The sequence below is a fragment of the Hominenteromicrobium mulieris genome (assembly GCF_046197855.1).
In the GTDB taxonomy this organism is placed as follows: Bacteria; Bacillota; Clostridia; order Oscillospirales; family Acutalibacteraceae; genus Hominenteromicrobium; species Hominenteromicrobium mulieris.
This window is the reverse complement of sequence record NZ_CP173188.1, coordinates 2352017-2377083: the sequence shown is the minus strand read 5'-3', so window position 1 is coordinate 2377083 and position 25067 is coordinate 2352017. Positions and strand designations below refer to the sequence as shown.

At 55.3% G+C, this 25067-nt stretch carries 24 protein-coding genes; 18 read left to right on the top strand and 6 right to left on the bottom strand.

All coding sequences use genetic code 11. The features are described 5' to 3' along the window. Positions 1–2: 2 nt before the first annotated feature. Entirely contained in the window at positions 3–434 is a 432-nt protein-coding gene (tagD, locus tag ACI0CA_RS11710) for a glycerol-3-phosphate cytidylyltransferase (protein WP_176821403.1), read from the top strand. Positions 435–586: 152 nt separating this feature from the next. On the opposite strand, the gene ybaK is transcribed toward tagD, so the two are convergent. Continuing rightward, a complete protein-coding gene (ybaK, locus tag ACI0CA_RS11705) occupies positions 587–1069 on the bottom strand; it encodes a Cys-tRNA(Pro) deacylase (protein WP_308448816.1) in 483 nt (160 codons plus the stop codon). After that, the gene (locus tag ACI0CA_RS11700; RefSeq protein ID WP_343284658.1) at positions 1066–1662 is read right to left on the bottom strand and encodes an SGNH/GDSL hydrolase family protein; all 597 of its coding nucleotides are present in this window, start codon (positions 1660–1662) and stop codon (positions 1066–1068) included. The genes ybaK and ACI0CA_RS11700 overlap by 4 nt, the downstream gene beginning before the upstream one ends. 165 nt (positions 1663–1827) lie before the next feature. Between ACI0CA_RS11700 and ACI0CA_RS11695 the strand changes: the two genes are divergently transcribed. After that, positions 1828–1983 carry a hypothetical protein gene (locus ACI0CA_RS11695; RefSeq protein WP_343284659.1) on the top strand — a complete coding sequence of 52 codons (156 nt, stop codon included), beginning with the start codon at positions 1828–1830 and terminating at the stop codon, positions 1981–1983. 79 nt (positions 1984–2062) lie between these two features. Here ACI0CA_RS11695 and gltA read toward each other — a convergent pair whose 3' ends face one another. From gltA to ACI0CA_RS11675, 4 genes are all read right to left on the bottom strand, one after another. Continuing rightward, on the bottom strand, positions 2063–3478 hold the full coding sequence (gltA, locus tag ACI0CA_RS11690) for an NADPH-dependent glutamate synthase (protein WP_446806786.1): 1416 nt from the start codon (positions 3476–3478) through the stop codon (positions 2063–2065). A gap of 2 nt (positions 3479–3480) precedes the next feature. After that, complete coding sequence (locus ACI0CA_RS11685) at positions 3481–4323, bottom strand: sulfide/dihydroorotate dehydrogenase-like FAD/NAD-binding protein (RefSeq protein ID WP_316522211.1); 843 nt, start codon at positions 4321–4323, stop codon at positions 3481–3483. Between the two features lie 263 nt (positions 4324–4586). Then, the gene (locus tag ACI0CA_RS11680) at positions 4587–5804 is read right to left on the bottom strand and encodes an iron-containing alcohol dehydrogenase (protein ID WP_446806787.1); all 1218 of its coding nucleotides are present in this window, start codon (positions 5802–5804) and stop codon (positions 4587–4589) included. A gap of 263 nt (positions 5805–6067) precedes the next feature. After that, positions 6068–6820, bottom strand: a complete 753-nt coding sequence (locus ACI0CA_RS11675) for a hypothetical protein (protein WP_417425334.1) — start codon at positions 6818–6820, stop codon at positions 6068–6070. A 249-nt stretch (positions 6821–7069) separates the two neighbouring features. Between ACI0CA_RS11675 and pyrH the strand changes: the two genes are divergently transcribed. The 16 genes from pyrH to ACI0CA_RS11595 all read left to right on the top strand — a co-directional run bounded on the left by pyrH (position 7070) and on the right by ACI0CA_RS11595 (position 25062). Next, positions 7070–7780 carry a UMP kinase gene (pyrH, locus tag ACI0CA_RS11670; protein WP_176821411.1) on the top strand — a complete coding sequence of 237 codons (711 nt, stop codon included), beginning with the start codon at positions 7070–7072 and terminating at the stop codon, positions 7778–7780. Positions 7781–7863: 83 nt separating this feature from the next. Then, positions 7864–8418 carry a ribosome recycling factor gene (gene frr, locus ACI0CA_RS11665; RefSeq protein ID WP_176821412.1) on the top strand — a complete coding sequence of 185 codons (555 nt, stop codon included), beginning with the start codon at positions 7864–7866 and terminating at the stop codon, positions 8416–8418. A 19-nt stretch (positions 8419–8437) separates the two neighbouring features. Beyond that, positions 8438–9169: an isoprenyl transferase gene (locus tag ACI0CA_RS11660; RefSeq protein ID WP_176821413.1), complete on the top strand. Its 732-nt coding sequence runs from the start codon at positions 8438–8440 to the stop codon at positions 9167–9169. Between the two features lie 81 nt (positions 9170–9250). Further along, entirely contained in the window at positions 9251–10072 is an 822-nt protein-coding gene (locus ACI0CA_RS11655) for a phosphatidate cytidylyltransferase (protein WP_308448808.1), read from the top strand. A 16-nt stretch (positions 10073–10088) separates the two neighbouring features. Further along, positions 10089–11264, top strand: a complete 1176-nt coding sequence (locus ACI0CA_RS11650; protein ID WP_308448807.1) for a 1-deoxy-D-xylulose-5-phosphate reductoisomerase — start codon at positions 10089–10091, stop codon at positions 11262–11264. After that, complete coding sequence (locus tag ACI0CA_RS11645; RefSeq protein ID WP_446806788.1) at positions 11261–12352, top strand: M50 family metallopeptidase; 1092 nt, start codon at positions 11261–11263, stop codon at positions 12350–12352. The genes ACI0CA_RS11650 and ACI0CA_RS11645 overlap by 4 nt, the downstream gene beginning before the upstream one ends. Before the next feature lie 16 nt (positions 12353–12368). Next, positions 12369–13412, top strand: a complete 1044-nt coding sequence (gene ispG, locus ACI0CA_RS11640) for a flavodoxin-dependent (E)-4-hydroxy-3-methylbut-2-enyl-diphosphate synthase (RefSeq protein ID WP_176821416.1) — start codon at positions 12369–12371, stop codon at positions 13410–13412. A gap of 93 nt (positions 13413–13505) precedes the next feature. Then, positions 13506–17843, top strand: a complete 4338-nt coding sequence (locus ACI0CA_RS11635; RefSeq protein ID WP_412266926.1) for a PolC-type DNA polymerase III — start codon at positions 13506–13508, stop codon at positions 17841–17843. Positions 17844–17995: 152 nt separating this feature from the next. Continuing rightward, positions 17996–19183 carry an ATP phosphoribosyltransferase regulatory subunit gene (hisZ, locus tag ACI0CA_RS11630; protein ID WP_446806789.1) on the top strand — a complete coding sequence of 396 codons (1188 nt, stop codon included), beginning with the start codon at positions 17996–17998 and terminating at the stop codon, positions 19181–19183. Next, entirely contained in the window at positions 19180–19833 is a 654-nt protein-coding gene (hisG, locus tag ACI0CA_RS11625; RefSeq protein WP_176821419.1) for an ATP phosphoribosyltransferase, read from the top strand. Before hisZ ends, hisG begins: the two co-directional genes overlap by 4 nt. Beyond that, positions 19830–21119, top strand: coding sequence for a histidinol dehydrogenase (hisD, locus tag ACI0CA_RS11620; protein WP_308448803.1), 1290 nt, complete (start codon positions 19830–19832; stop codon positions 21117–21119). The genes hisG and hisD overlap by 4 nt, the downstream gene beginning before the upstream one ends. Before the next feature lie 15 nt (positions 21120–21134). Beyond that, positions 21135–22205, top strand: coding sequence for a pyridoxal phosphate-dependent aminotransferase (locus ACI0CA_RS11615; protein WP_308448802.1), 1071 nt, complete (start codon positions 21135–21137; stop codon positions 22203–22205). 33 nt (positions 22206–22238) lie between these two features. Then, the gene (gene hisB, locus ACI0CA_RS11610; protein ID WP_308448801.1) at positions 22239–22826 is read left to right on the top strand and encodes an imidazoleglycerol-phosphate dehydratase HisB; all 588 of its coding nucleotides are present in this window, start codon (positions 22239–22241) and stop codon (positions 22824–22826) included. 61 nt (positions 22827–22887) lie between these two features. Beyond that, on the top strand, positions 22888–23961 hold the full coding sequence (gene hisA / locus ACI0CA_RS11605) for a 1-(5-phosphoribosyl)-5-[(5-phosphoribosylamino)methylideneamino]imidazole-4-carboxamide isomerase (RefSeq protein ID WP_308448800.1): 1074 nt from the start codon (positions 22888–22890) through the stop codon (positions 23959–23961). Positions 23962–23974: 13 nt separating this feature from the next. Further along, positions 23975–24298 (top strand): phosphoribosyl-ATP diphosphatase, encoded by a 324-nt coding sequence (gene hisE, locus ACI0CA_RS11600; protein ID WP_176821424.1) that lies wholly within the window; start codon positions 23975–23977, stop codon positions 24296–24298. Beyond that, a complete protein-coding gene (locus ACI0CA_RS11595; protein WP_417101890.1) occupies positions 24295–25062 on the top strand; it encodes a class I SAM-dependent methyltransferase in 768 nt (255 codons plus the stop codon). The genes hisE and ACI0CA_RS11595 overlap by 4 nt, the downstream gene beginning before the upstream one ends. Positions 25063–25067: the final 5 nt, after the last annotated feature.

The window sequence follows — 25067 nt, the reverse complement described above, 5'->3', positions numbered from 1 at the left end:
AAATGAAACGAGTATTGACCTACGGAACGTTTGACCTGCTGCATTACGGCCACATCAACCTTTTAAAGCGCGCAAAGGCGCTGGGCGATTACCTCATCGTGGCGCTTTCCACGGATGAGTTCAACGCAGGCAAGGGCAAAAAAGCGTTCCACGATTATGAAACGCGCAAAATGATGCTCGAAGCCATTCGCTACGTTGACCTCGTCATTCCGGAGGAAAGCTGGGATCAGAAGATCAGCGACGTGAAGGACTACCATGTGGACGTAGTCGTTATGGGCAGTGACTGGGAAAACAGCGATCGCTTTGACTACCTCAAGGATTACTGCGAGCTCGTTTTCCTGCCGCGCACGCCGGGCATCTCCACCACGAAGATCAAGCACGACCTCGGACTTGTAAACGAAAACGAAAATGCCGAAGCGCTCATGAACCACTGATTATACGCTTTCGCAAAAAGTTATTTATAAAAATAGCAGATATAAAACACGCTCCCGCTGCAGATACTTTAAAGAAGTAAGCAGGGGAGCGTGAATTTTTTTGAGAAAAGTTGGATCAAAAGGTTTTTATCGCCGTTACAGTTCGCTCTGTGTTACGCCGTCAAATCGACATACTCGCCTTTGACGAAGCCCAAAAGCTGATCCGGGTTTACGATGAGCTGCACGCCGCGCATACCGCCGCTGACGGCGATTGCATCAAACAGCATGGCGGTCTCGTCGATATACGTCGGGAACTCCTTCTTCATGCCCACGGGCGAGCAGCCGCCGCGGATATAGCCGGTCGTCGGCAGCAAGTCTTTCACGTGCAGAAGCTCCACGGATTTATTTTTGCTGGCTCTGGCAGCTTTTTTGAGGTCTAATTCCTCCGCTACGGGGATGCAAAACACGACAAACCCGGTCTTATCGCCGCGCGCAACGAGCGTTTTGAACACCGTCTCATACGGCATGCCCACGGCGTCTGCCGCGTGTACGCCCGCGAGATCGGTCTCCTCAAATTCATATGTGCGCACCTCATAGGGAATCTTCGCGCCGTCCAGCATGCGCATGGCGTTCGTCTTTTTTACGCCGGAGCTCATGCTTCACCGAGCTCCTTCAGGATCATGTCGGCCGCCTGCTTTGCGCACTTGCGGTAGCCTTCCTCGGTCAGGTGCAGCATATCCGGGCACTTATAATAGTGCTCGCCTTCCTTGCACAGCGCGTAAAGGTCGTTCACCGGGATGTTTTCCTCTGCCATCAGCTTTTTGGCGGCGTCGTTATACAGCTCCACCCACTCGTTATTGTAGTTGATGCTGTCCGCCTGCGTGCCGGTGTTGTCTGCCGCCATGCCGGGCTCCAAAATCGGCGTGGTGGTCGCGAAGATGATCTTCGCGCCGTTTTCTCTGCACAGCTTGATGATGCGCTTTAAGAAGTGCACATATTCCTCAACGGGGTGCATGGCCTCCGTCATCGGAGCCTCAATGTTCATATCCCAGTAGCCGTTGTTCCAGTGTACCACGTCAAAATGACCGTGATGCTTGAACATCTGGTTCGCCTGCCACAGCGTGTACGCAGCGAAGCGGCCGTTGTCCTCGGCATCGTAAACGACCTCACACTTGCCGTCTAACTCTTCTTTTACATAATCGTCATAGCCCATGCGAATGGAATCGCCGAGCAAAAGCACTTTTTTCATTCAGAAAACCTCTTTTCGGGTAGATTTGCCAATAGAATTATACTGCCAAAATCTTGAAAATTCAAGATGCTTTCGGCAGTATACAAAAGGGCGTTGCGTTTCTCTGAAAAACGTGGTATACTCTGCTTATTTTTCTAAAAGGATCGAAAAAAGGAGCTGTGAAAAATGGGCAGATACGATGAAATTTTGGCGCGTTTTATGGCATTTGCCGAGCGTGAGCCGCGCATTTTGATGGGCGTGCAGGTCGGTTCCGGCGTGCGGAAAGACCGCCCGGCAGACGCCTACACGACGCAGTGGGTGCGGAAAGCATTTGAAAATTAAACCCGCCAAACACAGCAAAACGGCACCGATGAAATTTGTCACCGGTGCCGTTCATTTTTAGGTTAGGGGAAAAGCTGACTTACTTCTTTTCCTGAATGTACTTGTCGATCGCAGCTGCGGCGGTCTTGCCTGCGCCCATGGCGAGGATAACCGTTGCGGCGCCCGTTACGGCGTCGCCGCCTGCGTACACACCCTCGATGGAGGTGAGGCCGTGTTCGTCCGCGATGATCTGGCCGCGCTTCTGGGTCTCAAGACCTGGCGTGGTGGCTTTCAGCAGCGGGTTCGGGGAAGTACCGAGGGACATGATAACGCAATCCATCGGAATATCGAATTCGCTGCCCTCAATGACGATCGGGCTGCGTCTGCCGGAAGCGTCCGGCTCGCCAAGCTCCATTTTTACGCAGCGAATACCGGCGACCCAGCCGTAGTTCGGGTCACGCGGGTCGGCGACGTCCGTCGGTAAAATCTCTACCGGGTTCGTCAGCGTATGGAAGATGATGCCCTCTTCCTCTGCATGCTCCACTTCCTCCTTACGTGCCGGCAGTTCTGCCATGCCGCGGCGGTAGATGATGTACACGTTCTCCGCGCCGAGACGCTTTGCGGTTCTCGCGGCGTCCATGGCCACGTTACCGCCGCCGACGACCGCCACGTTTTTTGCGTGCTGGATCGGCGTAGTGGAATCATCGCGGTAAGCCTTCATCAGGTTGCTGCGGGTGAGGAATTCGTTTGCGGAGTACACACCCTTTAGGTTCTCGCCCGGGATGTTCATAAAGCGGGGAAGGCCTGCACCCGTGCCGACAAACACGGCCTCGTAGCCGTACTCGTCCTTCAGCTCTTCAATCGTCAGGATACGACCGATAACCATGTTGGTCTCCACCTTGACGCCGAGCGCCTTGAGGTTATCGACTTCCTTCTGCACGATGGACTTCGGCAGACGGAACTCCGGGATGCCGTACACGAGCACGCCGCCTGCAAGGTGCAGCGCTTCGTAAATCGTCACGTCGTAGCCCAGCTTTGCGAGGTCGCCCGCGCAGGTAAGACCCGCAGGGCCGGAACCGATAACGGCAACCTTGTGGCCGTTCTTCGGCGCGGTGATGGTGGCAACGGTAGCGTGTGCGTTGTGCCAGTCGGCAACAAAACGCTCCAGACGGCCGATGCCGACCGGTTCGCCCTTAATGCCGCGCACGCACTTGCCTTCGCACTGCGTCTCCTGCGGGCAGACACGGCCGCAGACAGCCGGCAGGGAAGAGGACTGCGCAATAACCTGATACGCGCCCTCAAAGTCGTGCCCGGCGACCTTCTTGATGAATTCCGGAATATGAATATTGACCGGGCAGCCGGAAACGCACGGCATGTTCTTACAATTCAGGCAGCGCTGTGCTTCGTCCAGCGCCATTTCTTCGGTATAGCCCAGTGTGACCTCTTTAAAGTTCTTGTTGCGAACGTTCGGGTCCTGCGAGGGCATGGGGTTCTTTGTCATTCTCATGTTAGGCATGATCACTCAACCTCCTTCTTGAACAAGTTGCAGGCTTCCTCATAAGCGTGGCGCTCGAAAGGAGTGTAGCTGCGGGAGCGGCTCATCGCCTCGTCAAAATCGACCTCGTGGCCGTCAAAATCCGGGCCGTCTACGCAGGCAAACTTCGTTTTGCCGCCAACGGTCAGGCGGCAGCCGCCGCACATGCCCGTGCCGTCTACCATGATCGGATTCATGGAAACAACGGTCTTCTGGTCGTATTCTTTTGTGGTGAGGCAGACGAACTTCATCATGATCAGCGGGCCGATGGCGATGACCTCGTCAAAACGCTCGCCGTTTTCAAGCAGCGTCTTCAGCGGGGCGGTGACATTGCCCTTTTCGCCGTAGGAGCCGTCGTCCGTCATCAGCGTGAAGTGGTCGGAGCAAGCCTTGAATTCGTCTTCCAGGATCACGAGATCCTGATTGCGGAAGCCGATGATAGAGGTGACTTCCGCGCCCATGGCGTGCAGCTCTTCGGCAATGGGCAGTGCGATGGCGCAGCCTACGCCGCCGCCGATAACGCAGACCTTTTTAAGGCCGTCTACATGCGTTGGTACGCCGAGCGGGCCTACGAAGTCGTGCAGACATTCACCTTCGTTTAAGTGGTTGAGCTTTTCGGTCGTTGCGCCGACAATCTGGAAAATAATTGTAACGGTGCCTTTTTCGCGGTCATAGCCGGCAACGGTCAGCGGAATACGCTCGCCGTTTTCGTCTACGCGCAGAATGATAAACTGGCCGGGCTTTGCTTTTTTTGCAATGAGCGGCGCTTCGATCTCCATCCGCGTCACCGTGGGGTTCAGCGGCTGTTTTTTAACGATCTTATACATACTTCAAAACCTTTCCCTTCAGGCATGTGCGCAGTTTGTGCGGTTTTGCCTAAGTTTTGTCTGTGTCGGATGCCGGTTTTGCAATTTTTGCCTTTAAAACCTGCAAACGATACTATTATAACAGAGAAATATCAAAATTACAACGGGAAAAGACAGGAAATCCCTGCCGTGCGGCGATTTCCGAAGAAATACCGGGCGGCAGGGATAGAATGTCCTTTTACCGGACAGATGCCCGGGGTGCGTTATAGATTGTCTTTATAGACTCAGAAATCCACTTTCGTGTCGTAGTAGCAGCACTTAAGCAGCTTTTCCATCTCTTCCTGACTGGGCTGACGCGGGTTGGAACCGGTGCAGGCATCGGCGATAGCGTTCTTTGCAATCTCCGGCAGTCTCTCAAGGAAGACGTTCTCCGGCACAAAGCCGTTCTCGGTCGGGAAGCTGTCCGGGCCGTAATGCTTGATGCAGTGCGGAATGTTCAGCTCGTCGTTCATGTTGCGCAGGTACTGGATGAGCAGCTGTACCTTCTCGTCGTCGTTGTTGCCACCGAGGTGCATGTAGTCGGCGATGACGCCGTAACGCTTCTTTGCGGTCTCGTCCTTTGCGTTGAACGCGATGACCTTCGGCAGGTACATAGCGTTTGCAGCGCCGTGGATGATGTGTGCGCCGTAATCGGCAAACGCAGCGCCGGTCTTGTGTGCCATGGAGTGTACGATGCCGAGCAGAGCGTTGGAGAACGCCATACCGGCCAGACACTGTGCGTTGTGCATGTTGTCGCGGGCGGTCATATCGCCGTTATAGGACGGGATAAGGTCCTTCATGATCATCTCGATTGCATGAATGGCGAGCGGGTCGGTGAAATCGCAGTTTGCGGTGGAAACATACGCTTCAATCGCATGGGTCATAGCATCCATACCGGTGTGCGCAACGAGCTTCTTCGGCATCGTCTCGGCAAGGTCCGGGTCAACGATGGCGACATCCGGGGTAATCTCGAAGTCAGCAATCGGGTACTTGATGCCCTTCTGATAATCGGTGATGATGGAGAACGCGGTCACTTCCGTTGCGGTGCCGGAAGTAGAGGAAATGGCGCAGAAGTGTGCCTTCTGGCGCAGCTTCGGCAGGCCGAAGACCTTGCACATATCCTCAAACGTAACGTCCGGGTATTCATATTTGATCCACATAGCTTTTGCGGCATCGATCGGAGAACCGCCGCCCATCGCGATGATCCAATCCGGCTGGAACTCGATCATCTTCTGCGCACCCTTCATAACGGTCTCAACAGACGGGTCAGACTCAATGCCTTCAATCAGCTCGACCTCCATGCCGGCTTCCTTCAGATAGCCGACTGCACGGTCCAAAAAGCCGAAACGCTTCATGGAGCCGCCGCCTACACAAACAACAGCCTTCTTGCCTTCAAAATGCTTCAGTTCTTCCAAAGCACCCTTACCATGATACAAATCGCGGGGAAGTGTAAATCTTGCCATAAGTCTATCGCCCTTTCTATGTGAAGCAATTTATCGCAAAGCTCGGTGGTTTGCACCACCTAACTTCTTTTTACGACTGTATTGTATATCAAAATTTTTGATTTGTTAAGTGCTAAATTTGCATATTGATATTTCTATATCGATATACATGTACTAAAAATGAACGGAGTGTTAGGGAACTATTTTGTTGTGTTTCACGGAGAGTTTGATAATAAAATGTCACGCAGAAGAAATACACATTCTGCGCGACATTTTTAATTTGCTTATGAAATTTGTTTCACGGTGCGTATACTATATATAAATACGGTATTGTCCTCGCGCGGATTCGGCACGAGCTCCGCCGTGAAGATCGCCTGTGGTTCCGCCTCGTTCTCGTCGCGGATGAGCGCTGCCGTCACGGTGTACACATCTCCGCTTTTCACACAGTCTTGTATGTCCACGGAAAAGCCGCCGCCGCTTATAGGCCGCGCATAGGTGTCGCTGTCTGCATCGTACGAAATCTCACCCGAAAGCGAGTCGGGAATATCCGGCAGATCTTCATTTGCGGCGCTTTCGAATAGTCCGCTCACAATTTCTTCCATCACCCCGCGAGAGAGCACCAGCGCGCTGCCGGTCGTCTCTGCGCTGTAAAACGTCATGCCGCAGTTGTCCACCGCAAAGGCTGCGGTCTGCCAAAAGTAAACGGGATCATTCGCGTCAAACGCCATGCCGTTCATCTGCGCCAGAATGTGTGCTTCCAAAAGCGGCGCCATCGCTTCAAGCTCCGCAGTAATCTCTGCGTTTTCGCTTACCTCGTTGCTTTCCGGTGCGGGAGATGCGGTGGATTTTACCGTCGGCTCGGCGGTAGGCGATGCCGTTGCGGTCGCTTCGGGGGAAGGCGTCGGCGTTTCCGCTACGTGCTCTGAAGCCGCCGCGCTGCTCACACTTTGTGTGTTTTCCGCTGTGCCGCAGGCGGCCGCAGAGAGTGCAAGCGCCGCAGAAAGCACGGAAGCTAAAATCGTTTTTCTAAGCTGCATGTGGTTTTTCACTCCTTTCAGCCGTTTTTTTAGTATAAGACACTTTTAGCACAAAACTGTGAACGCCGTTTGAATTTCGTGCATTGTGCAAAAATTTTTCATTTCCGTGAACATTTCGGAAATACGCTTTACAAATCGGGGTCTGTCATGTAAAATAAGTATAAGTATAAATCTGTGCATTTGCAAATTGAAAAAATTTGCGGGTGTGCGTCACAGGATATGGAATACTAAAGAATCGAGGATGAACGTATGAATTTGAAGTACAAAAGAGTTCTCTTAAAGCTCAGCGGCGAATCGCTTTCCGGCAAGATCGGTCACGGCATCGATTTTGACACCGTTGTCAAGATCTGCGAGCCCATCAAGAAGATCGTGGATATGGGCTGCGAGGTCGCCATCGTTGTGGGCGGCGGCAACTTCTGGCGCGGCAGAAGCAGCGGCAGCATGGACCGTACCCGTGCAGACCACATGGGCATGTTGGCTACGGTCATCAATGCACTCGGCGTGGCGGACGGCCTCGAGCAGGTCGGCCTTGACGTGCGCGTACAGACAGCTATCGCCATGCAGGAGGTTGCAGAGCCGTACATCCGCAACCGTGCGGTGCGTCACCTTGAAAAAGGCCGTGTTGTCGTGTTTGGCTGCGGCACGGGTAACCCGTACTTCTCCACCGATACCGGCGCAGCGCTGCGCGGTGCAGAAATCGACGCCGAAGTCATCTTAAAGGCGACCATGGTCGACGGCGTTTACGACAGTGACCCGAAGAAGAACCCGAACGCAAAGAAGTACGATCATCTCACGTATATGGAAATCCTCAATCAGAACCTGCAGGTCATGGATATGACGGCCGCTTCCTTCTGTAACGACCGCGGCATCCCGTTCCTTGTGTTCAGCATTGAGGACCCGGAGAACATCGTCCGCGCCGTCTGCGGCGAAAACGTCGGCACGGTCATCACGAAGGACTAAAGCTTTTTAGGGGAGAAGCCTTGTGCGCCCTGATAAAGAGCACACAAAACGTATAATGAAATAACAGATAGGAGAATATACTTATGAAGGAAGTATTGGCAAAAGCAGAAAGCAAAATGGGCAAAACCATCGCGAGACTCGAAAGCGACTACGCCGCCATCCGTGCAGGCCGCGCAAACCCGGCTGTGCTCGATAAGGTCATGGTCGATTACTACGGCGCACCCACGCCGGTCAACCAGCTTGCAGCCGTTTCCGTTGCGGAGGCACGCGTGCTGACCATTCAGCCGTGGGACGGTTCCGTCTGCCGCGCCATTGAGCGCGCCATCCAGACCTCGGACATCGGCATCAACCCGCAGTCCGACGGCAAGACCATCCGCCTCATTTTCCCGCCGCTCACCGAAGAGAAGCGTAAGGATATCGTGAAGGACGTCAGCCACATGGCAGAAGAAGCAAAAATCGCCCTGCGTTCCATCCGCCGCGACGCTATGGAAAAGCTGAAGGCGATGAAAAAAGACGGCGAACTGACCGAGGACGACCTGAAGCAGGCGGAAAAGAAAACGCAGGAGCTGACGGATAAGTACGTAAAGCAGGCAGACGAACGCTCTGCCGCAAAGCAGAAGGAAGTTCTCACCCTGTAAGCAAAAGGAAGACTCCGAAATGGCATTTGGAAGTAAAGAAAACAAAACGCCCGTGCAGGTGCCGGCACATATCGGCATCATCATGGACGGCAACGGTCGTTGGGCTAAAAAGCGTGGTCTGCCGCGTACGGCGGGCCACACGGCGGGCGCGCAGAATTTCCGCACCATCACGCGGTATGCATCGTCTATCGGTGTAAAATATCTCACGCTCTACGCGTTTTCCACGGAAAACTGGAGCCGCCCCGCAGAGGAGGTCTCTGCGCTGATGAAGCTTTTCCACCAGTACCTCGAGGAAGCGCTGCGCGACTTCATGAATGAGAATATCCGGGTGCGCTTTATCGGCGATATTTCCGCTTTTGCGCCCGACTTACAGGCGCTCATTCATCGCGTGGAGGAAGCGAGCAGCGTGAAGACCGGCATGGTGCTGAACCTCGCCATGAACTACGGCGGCCGCGCAGAGATCACCCGCGCGGCACGCATTTTGGCAGAGCGCGTCAAAAACGGCGAGCTTTCGCCCGAGGACATCACGGAGGAAACGCTTTCCGGCGCTATGTACACCGCCGGCCAGCCTGACCCGGATCTCATCATCCGTCCAAGCGGCGAAGAGCGCATCTCAAACTTCCTTTTGTGGCAGAGCGCCTACACCGAATTTGAATATTTTGATATTCTCTGGCCGGATTTCAAGCCGAAGCACTTGGACGAAGCCATTGAAAAGTTCAACAGCAGACAACGCCGTTTCGGCGGTGTATGATTTTTTGCAGTGCGGGCGGTATATGCCGCCCTGTACCGCGTTTCTATTACATTCCGAACGGTGAAAGGAAACCACAGGTATATGAAGGACAGAGTTTTATCCGGTGTCACGCTGGTCGCATTTTTCATGGCAATCGTCGTGTTCAACCGCTCTTTTCCGCTGGCACTCAATATTGCCATTGCGTTTATCTCCGCGCTCGCTGTTTTTGAAGTCATCAAGGCGCTGGGACTTTCCGACCGCTGGTATATCACGGTTCCCAGCATGACAGCTGCCGTGCTGGTGCAGTTCTGTGAATTTCAGCAGGCAAATATCTTTATTTATTCCGCGTTCACGGCGTGCATTTTCTGCGCGCTGCTGCGCCACCACCGCGAGATCACTTTTAAAGAAATGGCCGTTGTGTACAGCATGGTCGTTTTGATCCCGCTCGCGCTGCAGACTATCGTTCTGGTGCGCACGTTGAGCGACCAGCACGGCATGTTCTACGCGCTCGTGTGCGTATTCTCCGCATGGATTCCGGACGCAGGCGCGTTTTTCGCCGGCAAGCTCTTCGGTAAGCACAAGCTGTGCCCGGAGATCAGCCCCAAAAAGACTGTGGAGGGTCTCATCGGCGGCGTGTTGTCCAGCGTCATCATTTTGCAGCTCGTGGGTCTCATTTTCACCTACGGTATTTACGGCGGCGAACGTCAGGCAAACTGGCTCTCGCTCTTTATCATCGGCTTTTTCGGCGCGTTTGTGTCCGTGCTCGGCGACCTCAGCTTTTCGCTCATTAAAAGAAGCTGCCACATCAAAGATTTCGGCAGTGTCATTCCGGGCCACGGCGGCATTTTGGACCGTTTCGACAGCGTGATTTTCACCGCACCGTTTGTCTACATGGTAACGATGCTGCTGCCGATCGTGTCGTAAGAAAGGATGGGTCTGCATGAAAAAGTTAGCTTTGCTCGGCTCTACCGGGTCCATCGGCACACAGGCGCTCGACGTTGTGCGCTGTATACAAAAGGAAGGGGAGCACGCCGTTAAAGTGGAGGCGCTCGCTGCCCATTCCAATATTCGGCTTCTGGAAGAGCAGATCCGGGAATTTAAACCGCAAGCAGTTGCGGTTTTTGATTTGGAAGCTGCTTCTAAGCTTCGCGCCGCCGTCCGCGACCTCAATGTGAAGGTGTACAGCGGCATGGAGGGCCTTTGTGCCCTGACGGAGCTGGAAAGCGTTGATATCGTCTTAAACTCCGTCGTGGGCATGGTGGGCCTCAAGCCGACCTTAACGGCACTCGAAGCCAAAAAGCAGATGGCGCTCGCGAATAAGGAAACGCTCGTCGCAGGCGGTTCACTCGTCATGAAGACCGCCAAGGAAAACGGCATCGAAATTCTGCCCGTAGACAGCGAGCATTCTGCTATTTTCCAGTGTTTGCAGGGTATGTACAAAAAGTGCGACTTAAATAAAATCATCTTAACGGCGTCCGGCGGTCCGTTCTTCGGCAAAAAAGCCGGGGAGCTTCAGCATATCCGCCCCGCAGACGCCTTAAAACACCCGAACTGGGACATGGGTGCGAAGGTCACCATAGACAGCTCCACGCTCATGAATAAGGGGCTCGAATTCATCGAAGCCAAGTGGCTTTTCGATATGGAGCCGGACGACATCGATGTTGTTGTGCACCGTGAAAGCATCGTGCACTCGCTCATTGAGTATAAAGACCACTCCGTCATCGCGCAGCTCGGCGTGCCGGATATGCGCATTCCCATCCAGTATGCGCTTACCTACCCGCGCCGCTTCCCGTCGCCTGTAAAGCAGTTGAATTTGGCCGATTGGCAGAAGTTGACGTTCTATGCGCCGGACGAAGAAACCTTTACGTGCTTCGGCGCGTGCAAGCGTGCCATTCGCCGCGGCGGTACATTGCCCGCGGCGGTCAACGGTGCAAACGAAGCCGCTGTTGCGCTGTTTTTAAAAGAAAAAATCGGCTGGCAGGACATCGGCGAGCTCGTGTGCCATGTAGCCGATACATTTGAAACCGCGCCCGTTACAAGCGTGGAGGACGTTTTGGAAGCTGACCGCAAAGCGCGCGCCTATGTGCTGGAGCGCTGCGGGGAGAGCGCAAGATGAGCACGGTGGTGCAGGGCATCCTGCTCGCCGTTATCGGCGTATTGCTCTTCGGGCTCATCATTTTCATCCACGAGTTCGGCCACTTTTTCACAGCGAAGCTGAGCCACGTGTGCGTCAACGAATTCTCCATCGGCATGGGGCCAAAGCTTTTCTCGTTCACCCGCGGTGAAACGCAGTATTCCCTGCGGCTTTTGCCCATCGGCGGCTACTGCGCCATGGAGGGTGAGGACGAAAAAAGCGACGATCCCCGCGCGTTTGGCAACCGTCCCGTTTGGCAGCGCATGATCGTGGTCGCGGCGGGCGGCATCATGAATATCCTGCTTGCCGTTTTGCTGATGATGGTCATCTGCGGACAGGAAGACCGCTACGCCACCATGCAGATTGCCGGCTTTGCGGAAAATTCTGCGTTTGAAGCCGCCGGCGTGGAGGTGGGCGACGTCATCACCTCCATCGACGGCTACACCGTTCGCACAGGGCAGGATCTTTCCTTTGCTTTAAGTATGGCGGCGCTTGATTCCACAGACGGCACCGCGGCGCTTGACTTCACCGTAAAGCGCGGCGAAGAGACCGTCACCTTTAACGATTTGACCATCAACACAACATCTGCGGACGGCAAGCAGTACCGCGCCGTGCTGGATTTCTACGTGTTGGGCGAAGAAAAAACGCCGTGGACGCTCATCAAAAACGCGTTTGCGGATACGTACTCCACCGTGCGCATGATCTTCAACAGCCTCATCGGCATGGTGACGGGCCGCTTCGGCTTTAAAGAGCTCGCAGGTCCGGTCGGTACGGCGCAGGCAGTCACGCAGGCCGCAAGCGCGGGGCTTAAGCAGAGCTTCGGCGCGGCGGTCAACAACATCGTGTACATCATGCTTGTGATCTCCGTGAACCTCGGCATCGTGAATTTACTGCCGCTGCCGGCGCTCGACGGCGGACGGCTTGTGTTCCTCATCATCGAAGCGATCTTCCGCAGGCCGGTTCCGGCAAAGTACGAACGATGGGTGCACGCAGGCGGCTTTGCACTGCTCATCTGCCTGATGCTCGCCGTCACGTTCCAGGACATCATGCGCATCGCAACAGGCGGATAAGGGAAAGGACGATACAATGAAACGTATTTCAAAACAGGTCATGGCGGGCAATGTGAAAATCGGCGGCGGCGCGCCCGTCACCGTGCAGTCCATGCTGAACGTGCCCTCCACCGATATAGAAGGCAGCGTGCGGCAGGCGGTCGCACTGGAAAAAGCCGGCTGCCAGATTCTCCGCGCTGCCATCCCCGATATGGATGCCGTGCGGCTGATCCCCGCCATCAAAGAGAAAATTTCCATTCCGCTCGTGGCGGATATTCATTTCGATTATAAGCTTGCGCTTGAAGCTGCAGCGGCGGGCGTGGACAAAATCCGCATCAATCCCGGCAACATCGGCGGCGATGACCGCGTAAAAGCCGTCGCGACCGTGTGCCGCGAAAAGAAAATCCCGATTCGCATCGGCGTCAATTCCGGTTCGGTCGAAAAGAGCATCCTCGCAAAGTACGGCGCGCCCACAGCGGAAGCGCTGTGCGAAAGCGCACTTTACCACGCGTCTTTGCTCGAAAAGTTCGATTTCACGGACATCGTCATCTCTCTGAAATCCTCCTCGGTCGATACGAATATCAAGGCGTATGAAAGGATCGCGGAGCGCTGCGATTACCCGCTGCACCTCGGCGTGACGGAAACCGGCACGCTGCGCATGGGGATCGTCAAGTCCGCCATCGGCATCGGCAGCCTTTTGCAGCGCGGCATCGGCGATACGCTGCGCGTTTCCCTGACGGCCGACCCCGCAGAGGAGATTCGCACCGGCCGCGATATTTTGAGCGCGCTCGGTCTGCGCGGCGGCGTAAAGCTTGTTTCCTGCCCCACCTGCGGCAGAACACGTATCGATCTCATCGGCCTTGCCAATAAGGTCGAAAAGGCACTCGAATACGTTGATAAGGACATCACCGTTGCCGTCATGGGCTGTGTTGTCAACGGCCCCGGCGAAGCGCGCGAGGCCGACCTCGGCGTTACCGGCGGCAAGGGAGAGGGCCTCATTTTCAAAAAAGGTCAGATCATCCGCAAGGTGCCGGAAGCTGAGCTTCTGGACGCCCTGATGGAAGAGATCGACAAGCTTTAATTTGCAATAAAACAGGCTGTGCCGGGCGGTACGGCCTTTTTGCATCATCTCACACCATAAAAACACAGACCATTCTACATAGGAGAGATGCGCTTGAAAACATTAGGCGATCTGCTGAAAAGCGCCGGCTATACGCCGAAAGACGGCGTCGCTGCCGGTCAGATCGAAAAAATAGAGATACACAGGGAAAACCGTTTGGTGCGCCTGAAAACGAAGTTTGAAGCCTTCGTGCCGTACAGCGACCTGCGCGAGGTAAACGGTATGCTGCACGAGCGCATTCTGCCTGATATGCGCGTGGAGCTTGCCCCCGCATTCCCCGCTCAGGCGTGGCAGGAAAGCTGCGTTACCTCCGTTTTGGAGCGTGTGCGCGAGCTCGACGCAAGCTTAAACGGCACATTTAAAGACGCAGGCTGCACCATAAACGAAAATACCCTTACAATAGAGCTGCTGCACGGCGGACTCAATCTGCTCGAAAAGCGCCATACCGACCGCGCCATCAGCGAAACGGTGCAGGAGTGGTTCAGCGTGCCCGTTACGGTGACGTTCACGGGCAAAACAGAGCTGCAAAACGGCGACGAATCCGTCATCGAGCGATTGCACGTCGAGGAAGAAAAGCGTGCGCGCGCCGCCGTCATCGAAGAAATGGACCGCTACGAAGCCGCCATGAAAGAGAAAGCTGCGAAGTGCCGCGTCAGTGTGCGCGAGGGCAAATCGCTCATGCCGCAGATCATTCTGGAGACCGCGCGCCCCATTCTCGGCAATCTGCCGAAAAAGGAGCCGGTACCGATTTCCGAAGCGACCATCGAAGCCGGACGTATCACCGTTTGGGGCGAGGTGTTCGACATCGAATCCCGCGAAACGCGTGACGGCTCCCGCAAGATTTATTCCATCGACATTACCGATTACACAAATTCCATCACGTTAAAGCTCATTCAGCAGGCGAACGACTGCTCAAAGATCGATGCCATCAAAAAGGGTACGGCGCTGCTCGTGACGGGCTCCGTGGAGTACGATAAATACGACCGCGAAAACGTTATGCGCCCGAACGCCATTGCCCGCGCGGAAATGGTGGAGGTCGTCGATACCGCCAAAGAAAAGCGCGTAGAGCTGCACCTGCATACGAACATGTCCGCCATGGACGGCATGACCCCCGCAGGCGAGCTTATCGACCGCGCCTATAAATGGGGGCAAAAGGCCCTCGCCATCACCGACCACGGCGTCGCGCAGGCGTTTCCGGATGCCATGAACGCGTGGCTCAAGATCAAGAAGGGCGGCGGCGAATTCAAGGTCATCTACGGCGTGGAAAGCTACTTTGTAAACGACCTCGTGCCCGCCGTCACCGGCGAGACCGATAAGCCGCTCAATACGGATTACATCTGCTTTGACCTCGAGACCACCGGCCTTTCTTCGAGCAAAGAACGCATCACGGAGATCGGCGCGGTACGCGTGCATAACGGCGAAATCACCGAATCTTTCAATACATTTGTCGACCCCGAAAAGCCCATTCCCGCAAAGATTACGGAGCTCACCGGTATCACGGATGAAATGGTCGCGGGCGCACCGAAAGAGGAAGAAGCCGTGCGCAAATTCTTCGAGTTCTGCGGCGAAGACGTGATTCTTGTCGCGCACAACGCAAATTTTGATACCTCGTTCCTGCGCGCCGTGTGCAGCCGCCACGACATGACGTTCCCGTATGTGTACATCGATACGGTCGCCATGTGTCGCTCCATGCTGACGGACATCAAAAATTGCAAGCTCGATACGGTTGCGAAGTATTTAAAGCTAAAGCCCTTTAATCACCATCGCGCGTGCGACGATGCCGCCGTGCTCGGCGAGATTTTTATCAACCTCATCCAGCGCCTCGTCGATGATTTCAAGCTGACAGATGTCAAGCAGATCAACACCGCACTCGCGGGCGGCGACCCGAAAAAGCTGCCGACCTACCACCAGATCATTCTCGTTAAGAACTTGGTGGGTTTAAAGAATCTCTATAAGCTCATCTCGTTTGGCCACCTAAATTACTTCTATAAGCGTCCCCGCACGCCGAAAAGCGTTTTGAACCAGTACCGCGAGGGCCTCATCATCGGCTCCGCGTGCGAAGCGGGCGAGCTGTTCCGCGCCATTACGCGCGGCGAGCCGTGGGAAAAATTACTCGAGATTGCTTCCTACTACGATTACCTCGAAATCCAGCCGCTTGGCAATAACATGTTCATGGTGCGCAACGGCTCGTGCGATATCGAGCAGTTAAAAGAGTACAACCGCACCATCGTAAAGCTCGGCGAAAAGCTGAAAAAGCCTGTTGTCGCAACGGGAGACGTGCACTTCAAAGACCCGAAAGACGCCGCAGGCCGCGCCATTTTGATGGCGGGTCAGGGCTTCACGGATGCCGATGAGCAGGCGCCGCTCTACATGCGCACCACGGACGAAATGCTGAAAGAATTCGACTACCTCGGCAAAGAAAAAGCGTATGAGGTTGTCGTCACCAATACGAACAAGATCGCCGATATGATCGAGGAAATCCGCCCCATCCCGGAGGGTGTTTTCCCACCGTTCATCGACGGTGCAGAGGAGCAGCTGAACTCCATTACGTGGGCACGCACCAAGGAAAAGTACGGTGACCCGCTGCCGGAGATCGTCGAAAAGCGATTGAAGCGCGAGCTCGGCTCCATCAACAAGCACGGCTTCTCCGTTTTGTACATGACGGCGCAAAAGCTCGTGGCAGACAGCGAAGCGCACGGCTATCTCGTCGGCTCGCGTGGCTCCGTCGGCTCGTCGTTCGTCGCAACCATGTCCGGCATCTCGGAGGTTAACCCGCTCGAGCCGCACTACATTTGCCCCAAGTGCAAGTACAGCGAGTTCATCACGGACGGCAGCTACCTTTCCGGCTTTGATCTGCCGCCGAAAAAGTGCCCGCGCTGCGGCGAAGATCTCGACCGCGACGGCCACACCATCCCATTCGAGACGTTCCTCGGCTTTGACGGCGACAAAACGCCGGATATCGACCTCAACTTCTCCGGCGAATACCAAAGCGGTGCGCACCGCTATACGGAGACGCTGTTCGGCCGTGAAAACGTCTTCAAGGCCGGCACCATCGCAACCGTCGCGGATAAAACCGCGTTCGGCTACGTGAAAAAGTATGCCGAAGAACGTTCCCGCGTGCTTTCCCGCGCGGAGGAAAAACGCCTTTCCATTTCCTGCACGGGCATCAAGCGCACCACGGGTCAGCACCCGGGCGGCATGGTTGTCGTGCCAAAGGGCAAAGAGGTCTACGATTTCTGCCCGGTGCAGCACCCCGCAAACGACCAGAATTCCGATAACATCACCACGCATTTCGACTTCCATTCCATTCACGATACCATTTGTAAACTGGACGAGCTCGGCCACGATGTGCCGACCATCTATCGCTATCTCGAAGATTACACCGGCATTCCCGTCATGAAGGTCTCCATGAGCGACCCGGCGGTCATGTCGCTGTTTACGTCCACGGAAGCGCTCGGCGTCACGCCGGAGGACATCGGCTCTTTGACGGGCACGTTCTCTCTGCCGGAGTGCGGCACGCCGTTCGTGCGCCAAATGCTCATCGATGCCCAGCCGAAGACATTCTCCGACCTTCTGCAGGTCTCGGGTCTGTCCCACGGCACGGATGTTTGGATCGGCAACGCGCAGGACCTCATCAAAGACGGCACCTGCACCATCGCCACCGTCATCGGTACGCGAGACAGCATCATGACCTACCTGCTCTTAAAGGGCCTTGAGCCGAAAATGGCGTTTAAGATTATGGAAATCACCCGTAAGGGCAACGCGAAAAAGCTCTTCACGCAGGAGCACATCGCCGCCATGAAGGAGCACAACGTGCCGGATTGGTACATCGAGTCCTGCTATAAGATCAAGTACATGTTCCCGAAAGCGCACGCTGCCGCCTACATGATCGCGACGCTGCGCCTCGGCTGGTACAAGGTGCATTATCCTGTGGAATACTACGCGGCGTACTTCACCGTGCGCAGTGAAGATTTCGACGGCGCCACCGCCGTGCAGGGGCGTGCCGCCGTGCAGCGCCGTATGCGCGAGCTGGAGCAGAAGCAAAAGGAGCACCAGTCCACTGTCAAGGAGGACGCGGCGTATTCCACATTCCAGATTATCAACGAAATGCTGTGCCGCGGCATCGAGCTTTTGCCGGTCGACCTGTATAAATCCGATGCGAAAAAGTTCCTTGTCGAAGACGGCAAGATCCGTCTGCCGTTCTCGTCCCTGCCCGGTGTGGGCGAGGCGGCGGCGCACAGCTTGTATGAAGCGTGCACGGGCGGCGAGGAGTTCATCTCCATCGACGAAGTGCAGTCCCGCGCCAAGGTCTCCAGCGCTGTTATCGACGTTTTAAAAAGCGCCGGCGCACTGCAGGGTCTGCCGGACAGCAGCCAGACATCACTGTTTTAATGCCATTAGGCGGACGCAAGAAGTTGCTTCCGCCTTTCTGCATATCTATGCGTATATACATGTATACGCAAAACAGGAAAAGTCTTGACAAGCGCACAGTTACATGGTATTATTGTAACACGTCATTACATTAAAGCAGAAGGACGGTCGTTATGAAGAAGTTCAACAAAATCACGCCGGAGGGCACCAAGGATATTCTGTTTGAAGAGTGCCTTTCGCAGCGTACCGTGAGCGAGCGGCTCACGCATATATTCAAAATGCGCGGCTATAATGAGGTCATCACGCCCGGCATGGAATACTACGACGTGTTCGATGCCCCAAACGCCGCTATTCCTCAGTATGAGATGTATAAATCCACGGATAACAAAGGCAGGCTCATCGTGTTCCGTCCCGATTTAACACTGCCCATCGCGCGCCTTACCGCAACGCGGTTGCAGGCGATGGAAAAGCCCATTCGGCTTTACTATAACCAGCCGATCTACCGCAACAGCAAGGATCTTTCCGGCCGCAGCGACGAAACAACGCAGGCGGGCATCGAGCTTTTGGGTGCATCGGGGCTGAAAGCGGATATCGAGGTCATCGCCGCCGCCGTTGAGGCGCTTTCCGCGTGCACGGAAAACTTCCGCTTGGAGATCGGCAGCGCAAAGTTCTTCGGTGCGCTCGCCGATGAGCTGCCCGTCTCCGCAGATAAAAAAGAGGACATCCGCCAGACGATTGAGTCCAAAAACTACGCCGCCCTCGGCGATATGCTCGACGCACTCCCAAAATCCGTGTATACCGAAGCCATCAAAAAGCTGCCGCGCCTGTTCGGCGGGGCAGAGGTCTTCGCGGAAGCGGAGCAGTTCTGCAAAGGCCACCCCGTGCTTTCCGGAACGCTCGATTATATGCGCACGCTATATACCGCGCTGTCGTCGCTCGGCCTCGATGACCGCCTGATGGTCGATTTCGGCCTTGTGCAGCGCAATGATTACTACACCGGCGTCGTCTTCAGCGCCTATGTGGAAAACTATGGTGACGCCGTTTTAATGGGCGGCCGCTACGATACGCTTTTAAAGCAATTCGATGCCCCCATGCCCGCTATCGGCTTTGCCGCAAACGTCGATGCGCTGGCTTCTGTTTTGCTCGACGACGGCCGGATTGAAAGCGTGCCCACGCCGGACGTGCTCGTCCACGCGGAAAGCGGCGCGGAGATCAAAGCACAGATGAAAATTCGCGAGCTGACAGCAAACGGCAAAATCTGCGAAAGCTCCGTGTTCGATACGGTAGACGAGGCCGAGCGCTACGCAAAGCGCCGCGGCATCCCGGAAGTCATCGTCCTTAGAGGGGAGGAAAACGCATGAAGCCATTAAGAATTGCCCTCACAAAAGGGCGCCTCGAAAAAGACACCGTGAACCTTTTAGAGCAGATCGGCCTTGATTGCACGCAAGTGCGCGAAAAAGGCAGAAGACTGATTCTTCCCGTTGGAAACGGCGAGATCGAAGTCGTTTTAGCCAAAGCTGCCGATGTCATCACTTACGTCGAAAACGGCGTGTGCGACCTCGGTGTCGTCGGCAAAGATACCATCATGGAAAACGGCAGTCATTTTTACGAAATCTTAGATCTTGGCTTCGGCCGCTGCCGCTTTGCGCTCGCCTGCCGCAAGGGTACGGATTTCTTCGGCGGCTACAAAGCGAAGACCGTCGCGTCCAAATACCCGAACGTCGCACGGCAGTTCTTTGAAAGCCGTGCCATGGACGTGCGCATCATCAAAATCGAGGGTTCCGTAGAGCTTGCCCCGCTGCTCGGCCTTGCAGACGGCATCGTCGATATCGTCGAGACCGGCACCACCTTAAAAGAAAACGGTCTGGAGGTCACGGAGACCATCGCCGGTATCTCGGCGCGTCTCATCGCAAACACCGCCAGCCTTAAAATGAGAAAGCAGGAGATTGAAGCGCTTGCCGCCCGTATGGAAGCGCAGATCGAAAAGAACAGGGAGGAGAAATCCGTATGATCCGTATTGCCAAAGGCGATAGAGCCTACTGTGAAGCGTTTATTCAAAGCCTTAAAGCCCGCGTCAGCGAAAACGACCGCAGCGTAGAGGATAAAGTGGCCGAAATTTTGAAGGACGTGCGCGATAACGGCGACGAAGCCGTGCGCCGCTATACAATGAAGTTCGACGGCTGGGCGCCGGAGAAAGCGGAGATCACAAAAGAGGAGATCGATGCGCTCACCGCAGACTGCGACCCGGCGTTCATCGCTTCGATGGAGCGTGCCGCAGAAAATATCCGCGCGTTCCACGCCAGACAAAAGCAGCAAAGCCGCATCGACCCCTCGCCCACAGGTGTTCTGATGGGTCAGCGCGTGCGCGGCCTGCACAGGGTCGGTGTGTATGTGCCGGGCGGTACGGCAGCGTACCCGTCCTCCGTTTTGATGAACGTCATCCCGGCGAAAATTGCCGAAGTCGGCGAGATCGTCATGGTCACGCCGCCGGGACGTACCGGCAAGCCGGATAAAAACATTTTGGCCGCCGCAAGGATTGCCGGCGTAGATCGCGTGTTCCTCATCGGCGGCGCGCAGGCCGTCGCGGCGCTCGCCTACGGCACCGAGACCGTCCCGAAGGTTGATAAAGTCGTCGGCCCCGGCAACATTTTCGTCGCCACGGCAAAGAAATTACTGTACGGCACCATCGATATCGACATGATTGCCGGTCCAAGCGAAATTCTCGTCATTGCGGATAAAACCGCGAAGCCGGAGTTCTTGGCCGCCGACCTCATGAGCCAGGCGGAGCACGACCGCATGGCGTCCGCTATTCTCATTACCCCGGAGGAAGACCTTGCAAAAGCGACCGCTGCGGAGATTGAGCGCCAAATGCAGACGCTTTCGAGAAAAGACATCATTAAAGAATCCATCGAAAATTTCGGTGCAATTATTGTCTGCGAAAACATGGCGGAAGCCGTCGATTTCGCAAACGAGCTCGCCCCGGAGCACCTTGAAGTCTGCTGCGAAAATCCGCTCGAATACATCGGCAAGCTCGATAACGCCGGTTCCGTGTTCCTCGGAAACTATTCTCCGGAGCCGCTCGGCGATTACTTCGCGGGTCCAAACCACGTGCTGCCCACCAGCGGCACGGCGCGTTTCTTCTCGCCGCTTTCCGTCGATGATTTTATCAAAAAATCGAGCTTTATCTACTATACGGAAGCGGAGCTTCTGAAAGCTGCCGACGACATCATCCGCATTGCCGAGACCGAAGAGCTGACCGCGCACGCGAATTCCATCGCCGTCCGCAAGAAAAAGTGACCCCGGAGGTAGTTTATGTATACGCTGAATGAAAAGATCCGCGATTTAGAGCCGTATAAACCCATTGCGGGCGAGTATAAAATTCGTCTGGACGCAAACGAATCGTTCCTGTGCCTGCCGGAATCCGTTATGGCGTCCGCTTTGCACGCCATGATGAGGGTGGAACTCAACCGCTATCCGGATCCCACCGCAAAAGACCTGTGCGCCGCCTTTGCCAAAAGCTATAAGGTAAAGCCGGCGTGCGTTGCGGCGGGCAACGGCAGCGATGAGCTCATCAACGTCATTTTCCAGAGCTTTCTGATGAAGGGCGAGACCTACGCGACGCTCACGCCGGATTTTTCCATGTATGATTTTTACGGCTACGTTTCGGAATGCCGCGGCATCGAAATCAAAAAAGACGAAAATTTCACAATCGATATTGACAAGGTGATCGAAACCTGCAACAATGAGAACGTAAAGTTGCTCATTTTCAGCAACCCGTGCAATCCGACGTCCGTCGGCCTCACGCGCGAAGCCGTGCGCAAAATCATCAGGGGCGTCTCCGCGCTCGTCGTGCTCGACGAAGCCTATATGGACTTCTGGAACGAATCTATGCTCGGCGAATTTGAAAACTACGATAATTTACTCATCTTGAAAACGTGCTCCAAAGCCTTCGGTCTCGCCGCGCTGCGCGTAGGCTTTGCTGTGGGCAACGAAAAGCTTGTCCGCGCCATCAAGGCTGTAAAGTCGCCGTATAACGTCAACACCTGCTCGCAGAAAATGGCGGAAGCCGTGCTGAAAAACCGCGCGGAAGCCGATGCCGCCATCCGCAGATTGCTGCTTTCGCGAGACGAATTGCAGCAGAAATTCGACCGCATGGCGCAGCGCTTCCCGGAAAAGCTCCAAACGGTAAAGAGCGTTACGAACTTCGTCGTTCTGCGCACACCGTACGCAAAGGAGCTCTACGAGCGCCTTTTGGCCGAATCCATCGCGGTGCGGTACTTTAAAAACATGTCCGCCCTGCGCATCACGGCAGGCTCCACGGGCGAAAACGCAGTGGTCACAGAGCACATTCAGCGGTTCTTTGAAGAAAAAGAGCAAGCGTAAATCGGGCTTTAGGCCCTTTTAGGGGGAAACGATATGGAACGTGCGGCAACAGTTGTGCGCCAAACAAAAGAAACGAACATTGAGCTGACCTTGGGGCTTGACGGCGGCGAGGTTGTCGTCGATACCGGCGTGGGCTTTTTCGACCACATGCTCACGGCGCTTGCCGTGCATGGCGGCTTCGGCCTTCGGTTAAAAGCCGAGGGCGACTGGAATGTCGATTGCCACCACACGGTGGAAGATACCGGCATCGTGCTCGGCCGTGCGTTTAAGCAGGCGCTCGGCGACCGCAGCGGCATCGTGCGCTACGGCCATGCCATGATCCCTATGGATGAAGCGCTCGGCTTCTGCGCCGTAGATGTCAGCGGCCGCCCGTACCTTGTGTTCGACGCTGCGTTCCCGCAGGAGCGCGTCGGCGATTTTGACACCTGCATGACGGAGGAGTTCTTCCGCGCGCTTAGCGATAACGCCGGCTTCACGCTGCACCTGCGCTGCCCCTACGGCAAAAATTCTCACCATATGATCGAAGCGCTGTTCAAAGCCTGCGCGCACGCTCTGTGCGATGCCACAGCAGAAAACAGCACCGGCGCGGTGCTTTCCACCAAGGGCACGCTTTCGGAATAATTTGAAATTTTAACTTTTTTGCATACACGATAATTTGGAATGAATAAGGAAGGGATATAACATGATCATTTTACCGGCGATTGACCTCAAGGACGGCAAATGCGTCCGCCTGTTCCAAGGCGATTACGCCACGGCGGAGCAGGTGGCGGAAGACCCCGTCAAGACCGCGCAATCGTTTGAGGAGCAGGGCGCGCGCTGGGTGCACCTTGTCGATCTTGATGGCGCAAAGGCACGCCGCCCCGTAAACGACAGCACCGTTTTCTCCATTCGCGATAATGTCTCGATGAATATAGAAGTCGGCGGCGGTATCCGCGATATGGACACCGTGGAATATTATCTTTCGCACGGCATCAATCGCATCATTCTGGGCTCTGCGGCGCTGCACAGCCCGGAGTTCGTGCGCGAGGCCGTGAAAAAATACGGCAAAAAGATCGCCGTCGGCATTGATGCGTTAAAGGGCAAGGTGGCGGCAGAGGGCTGGACGGCTCAAAGCGAAGTGGATTACCTCGAAATGGCAAAGCGCATGGAAGACATCGGCGTGCGCTACCTCATCGTGACCGATATTTATAAAGACGGCACCATGAACGGCCCGAACCTCGTCATGCTCGATAAGGTCAACCGCGCCGTCAGCTGCAACATCATCGCAAGCGGCGGCGTCGGCAACTTAAAGGACATCGTAGACCTCAACGCCCTCGGCGTGTACGGTGCGATTGCGGGCAAATCCATTTATACGAAAGCGTTGGACTTAACGGCGGCCATCACCGCCAGTCAGCGCCTTTCCGGCAAATCGTTCAAGTGCAGCGAAGAAGAGGAAGACCATCTTGAGCGCTACTTCAAGAAATCGGAGCTCATCCCGTGCATCGTGCAGGAGGCATCCACAAACGAAGTGCTCATGCTGGCATACATGAACCGCGAATCCATGGCGAAAACACTGGAGACGGGCTACACGTGGTTTTACAGCCGCAGCCGCCAAACGCTGTGGAACAAGGGCGCAACGAGCGGCCATACGCAGAAGGTTATCAGCATGTATGCCGACTGCGACGACGATACACTGCTCGTAAAGGTCGTGCAGACGGGCGCGGCGTGCCACACCGGCAGCCACAGCTGCTTCTACAAAGAGATTGCAAGAAACTGACGGAGGGAATACTATGGACATTTTGCAGCAGCTTTATGATACCGTTTTGGAGCGCAAGGGTGAAAAGCAGGAGGGCTCCTACACCTGCTATCTCTTCGAGCAGGGGCTTGATAAGATCCTCAAAAAGTGCGGCGAAGAGTGCAGCGAAGTCATCATCGCCGCGAAAAACGGCAAAAAAGAGGACACCGTGGGCGAAATCAGCGACCTGCTCTATCACCTCACCGTCATGATGGTGAACGAGAACATCCCGCTTGACGATGTGCGCGCGGAGCTTAACCGTCGTCACGGCAAAACGGGTAACCTCAAAACTTTCCACAAGGTGGACCACAACACATGACACAAACTGAAAAACACGCACTTTGGGCACAAGAAGAGCAAAGCGCCGAAATGCACGGCTGGGATTTTTCGCACATCCGCGGGCGTGTAGTGGAAGCCCCGCTGCCGTGGGATTATAAGCAAAAAGTGCTCGATTTTTTAAAGCCGCAGTCCGTCATTTTGGATATGGGTACGGGCGGCGGAGAGTTCCTTTTGTCCCTGCGCCACCCGTTTTCGCAGACAAGCGTCACGGAAAGCTGGCAGCCGAACTTTGAGCTGTGCGAAAAAAAGTTAGCGCCGCTCGGCATCACCGTGCGCAAAACCGAAGAGGACAAACCTCTGCCGTTTGCGGATAACAGCTTTGACCTCGTTTTAAACCGTCACGATTCTTATGACGTAAACGAAGTGCGCCGCGTCCTAAAGCCCGGCGGATATTTTATCACGCAGCAGGTAGGCGGCAGCAACAACTTGCGCCTGCGCGCTTTGCTCGGCAATAACAAAACCGCCATGCCGAGCTTTAACCTCGAAAACGAGCTGCTGCGCTTCAAAAACGCCGGCTTTACGGTGAATTTCTGCGACCAGGCCTATGTAACCGACCACTATTTGGATGTCGGCGCACTCGTTTGGTACGCAAAGGTTCTGCCGTGGGAGTTCGGCAATTTCACAGTAAAAAGCTGCCTGCCGCAGCTCGATGCGCTCGACGCGCTGTGTGAAAAGCAAGGCTATATCCCAAGCGTGCAGCACCGCTTCATGCTCATTGTCCGCAACAGAAAGCCGAAAGAATAAGGGGG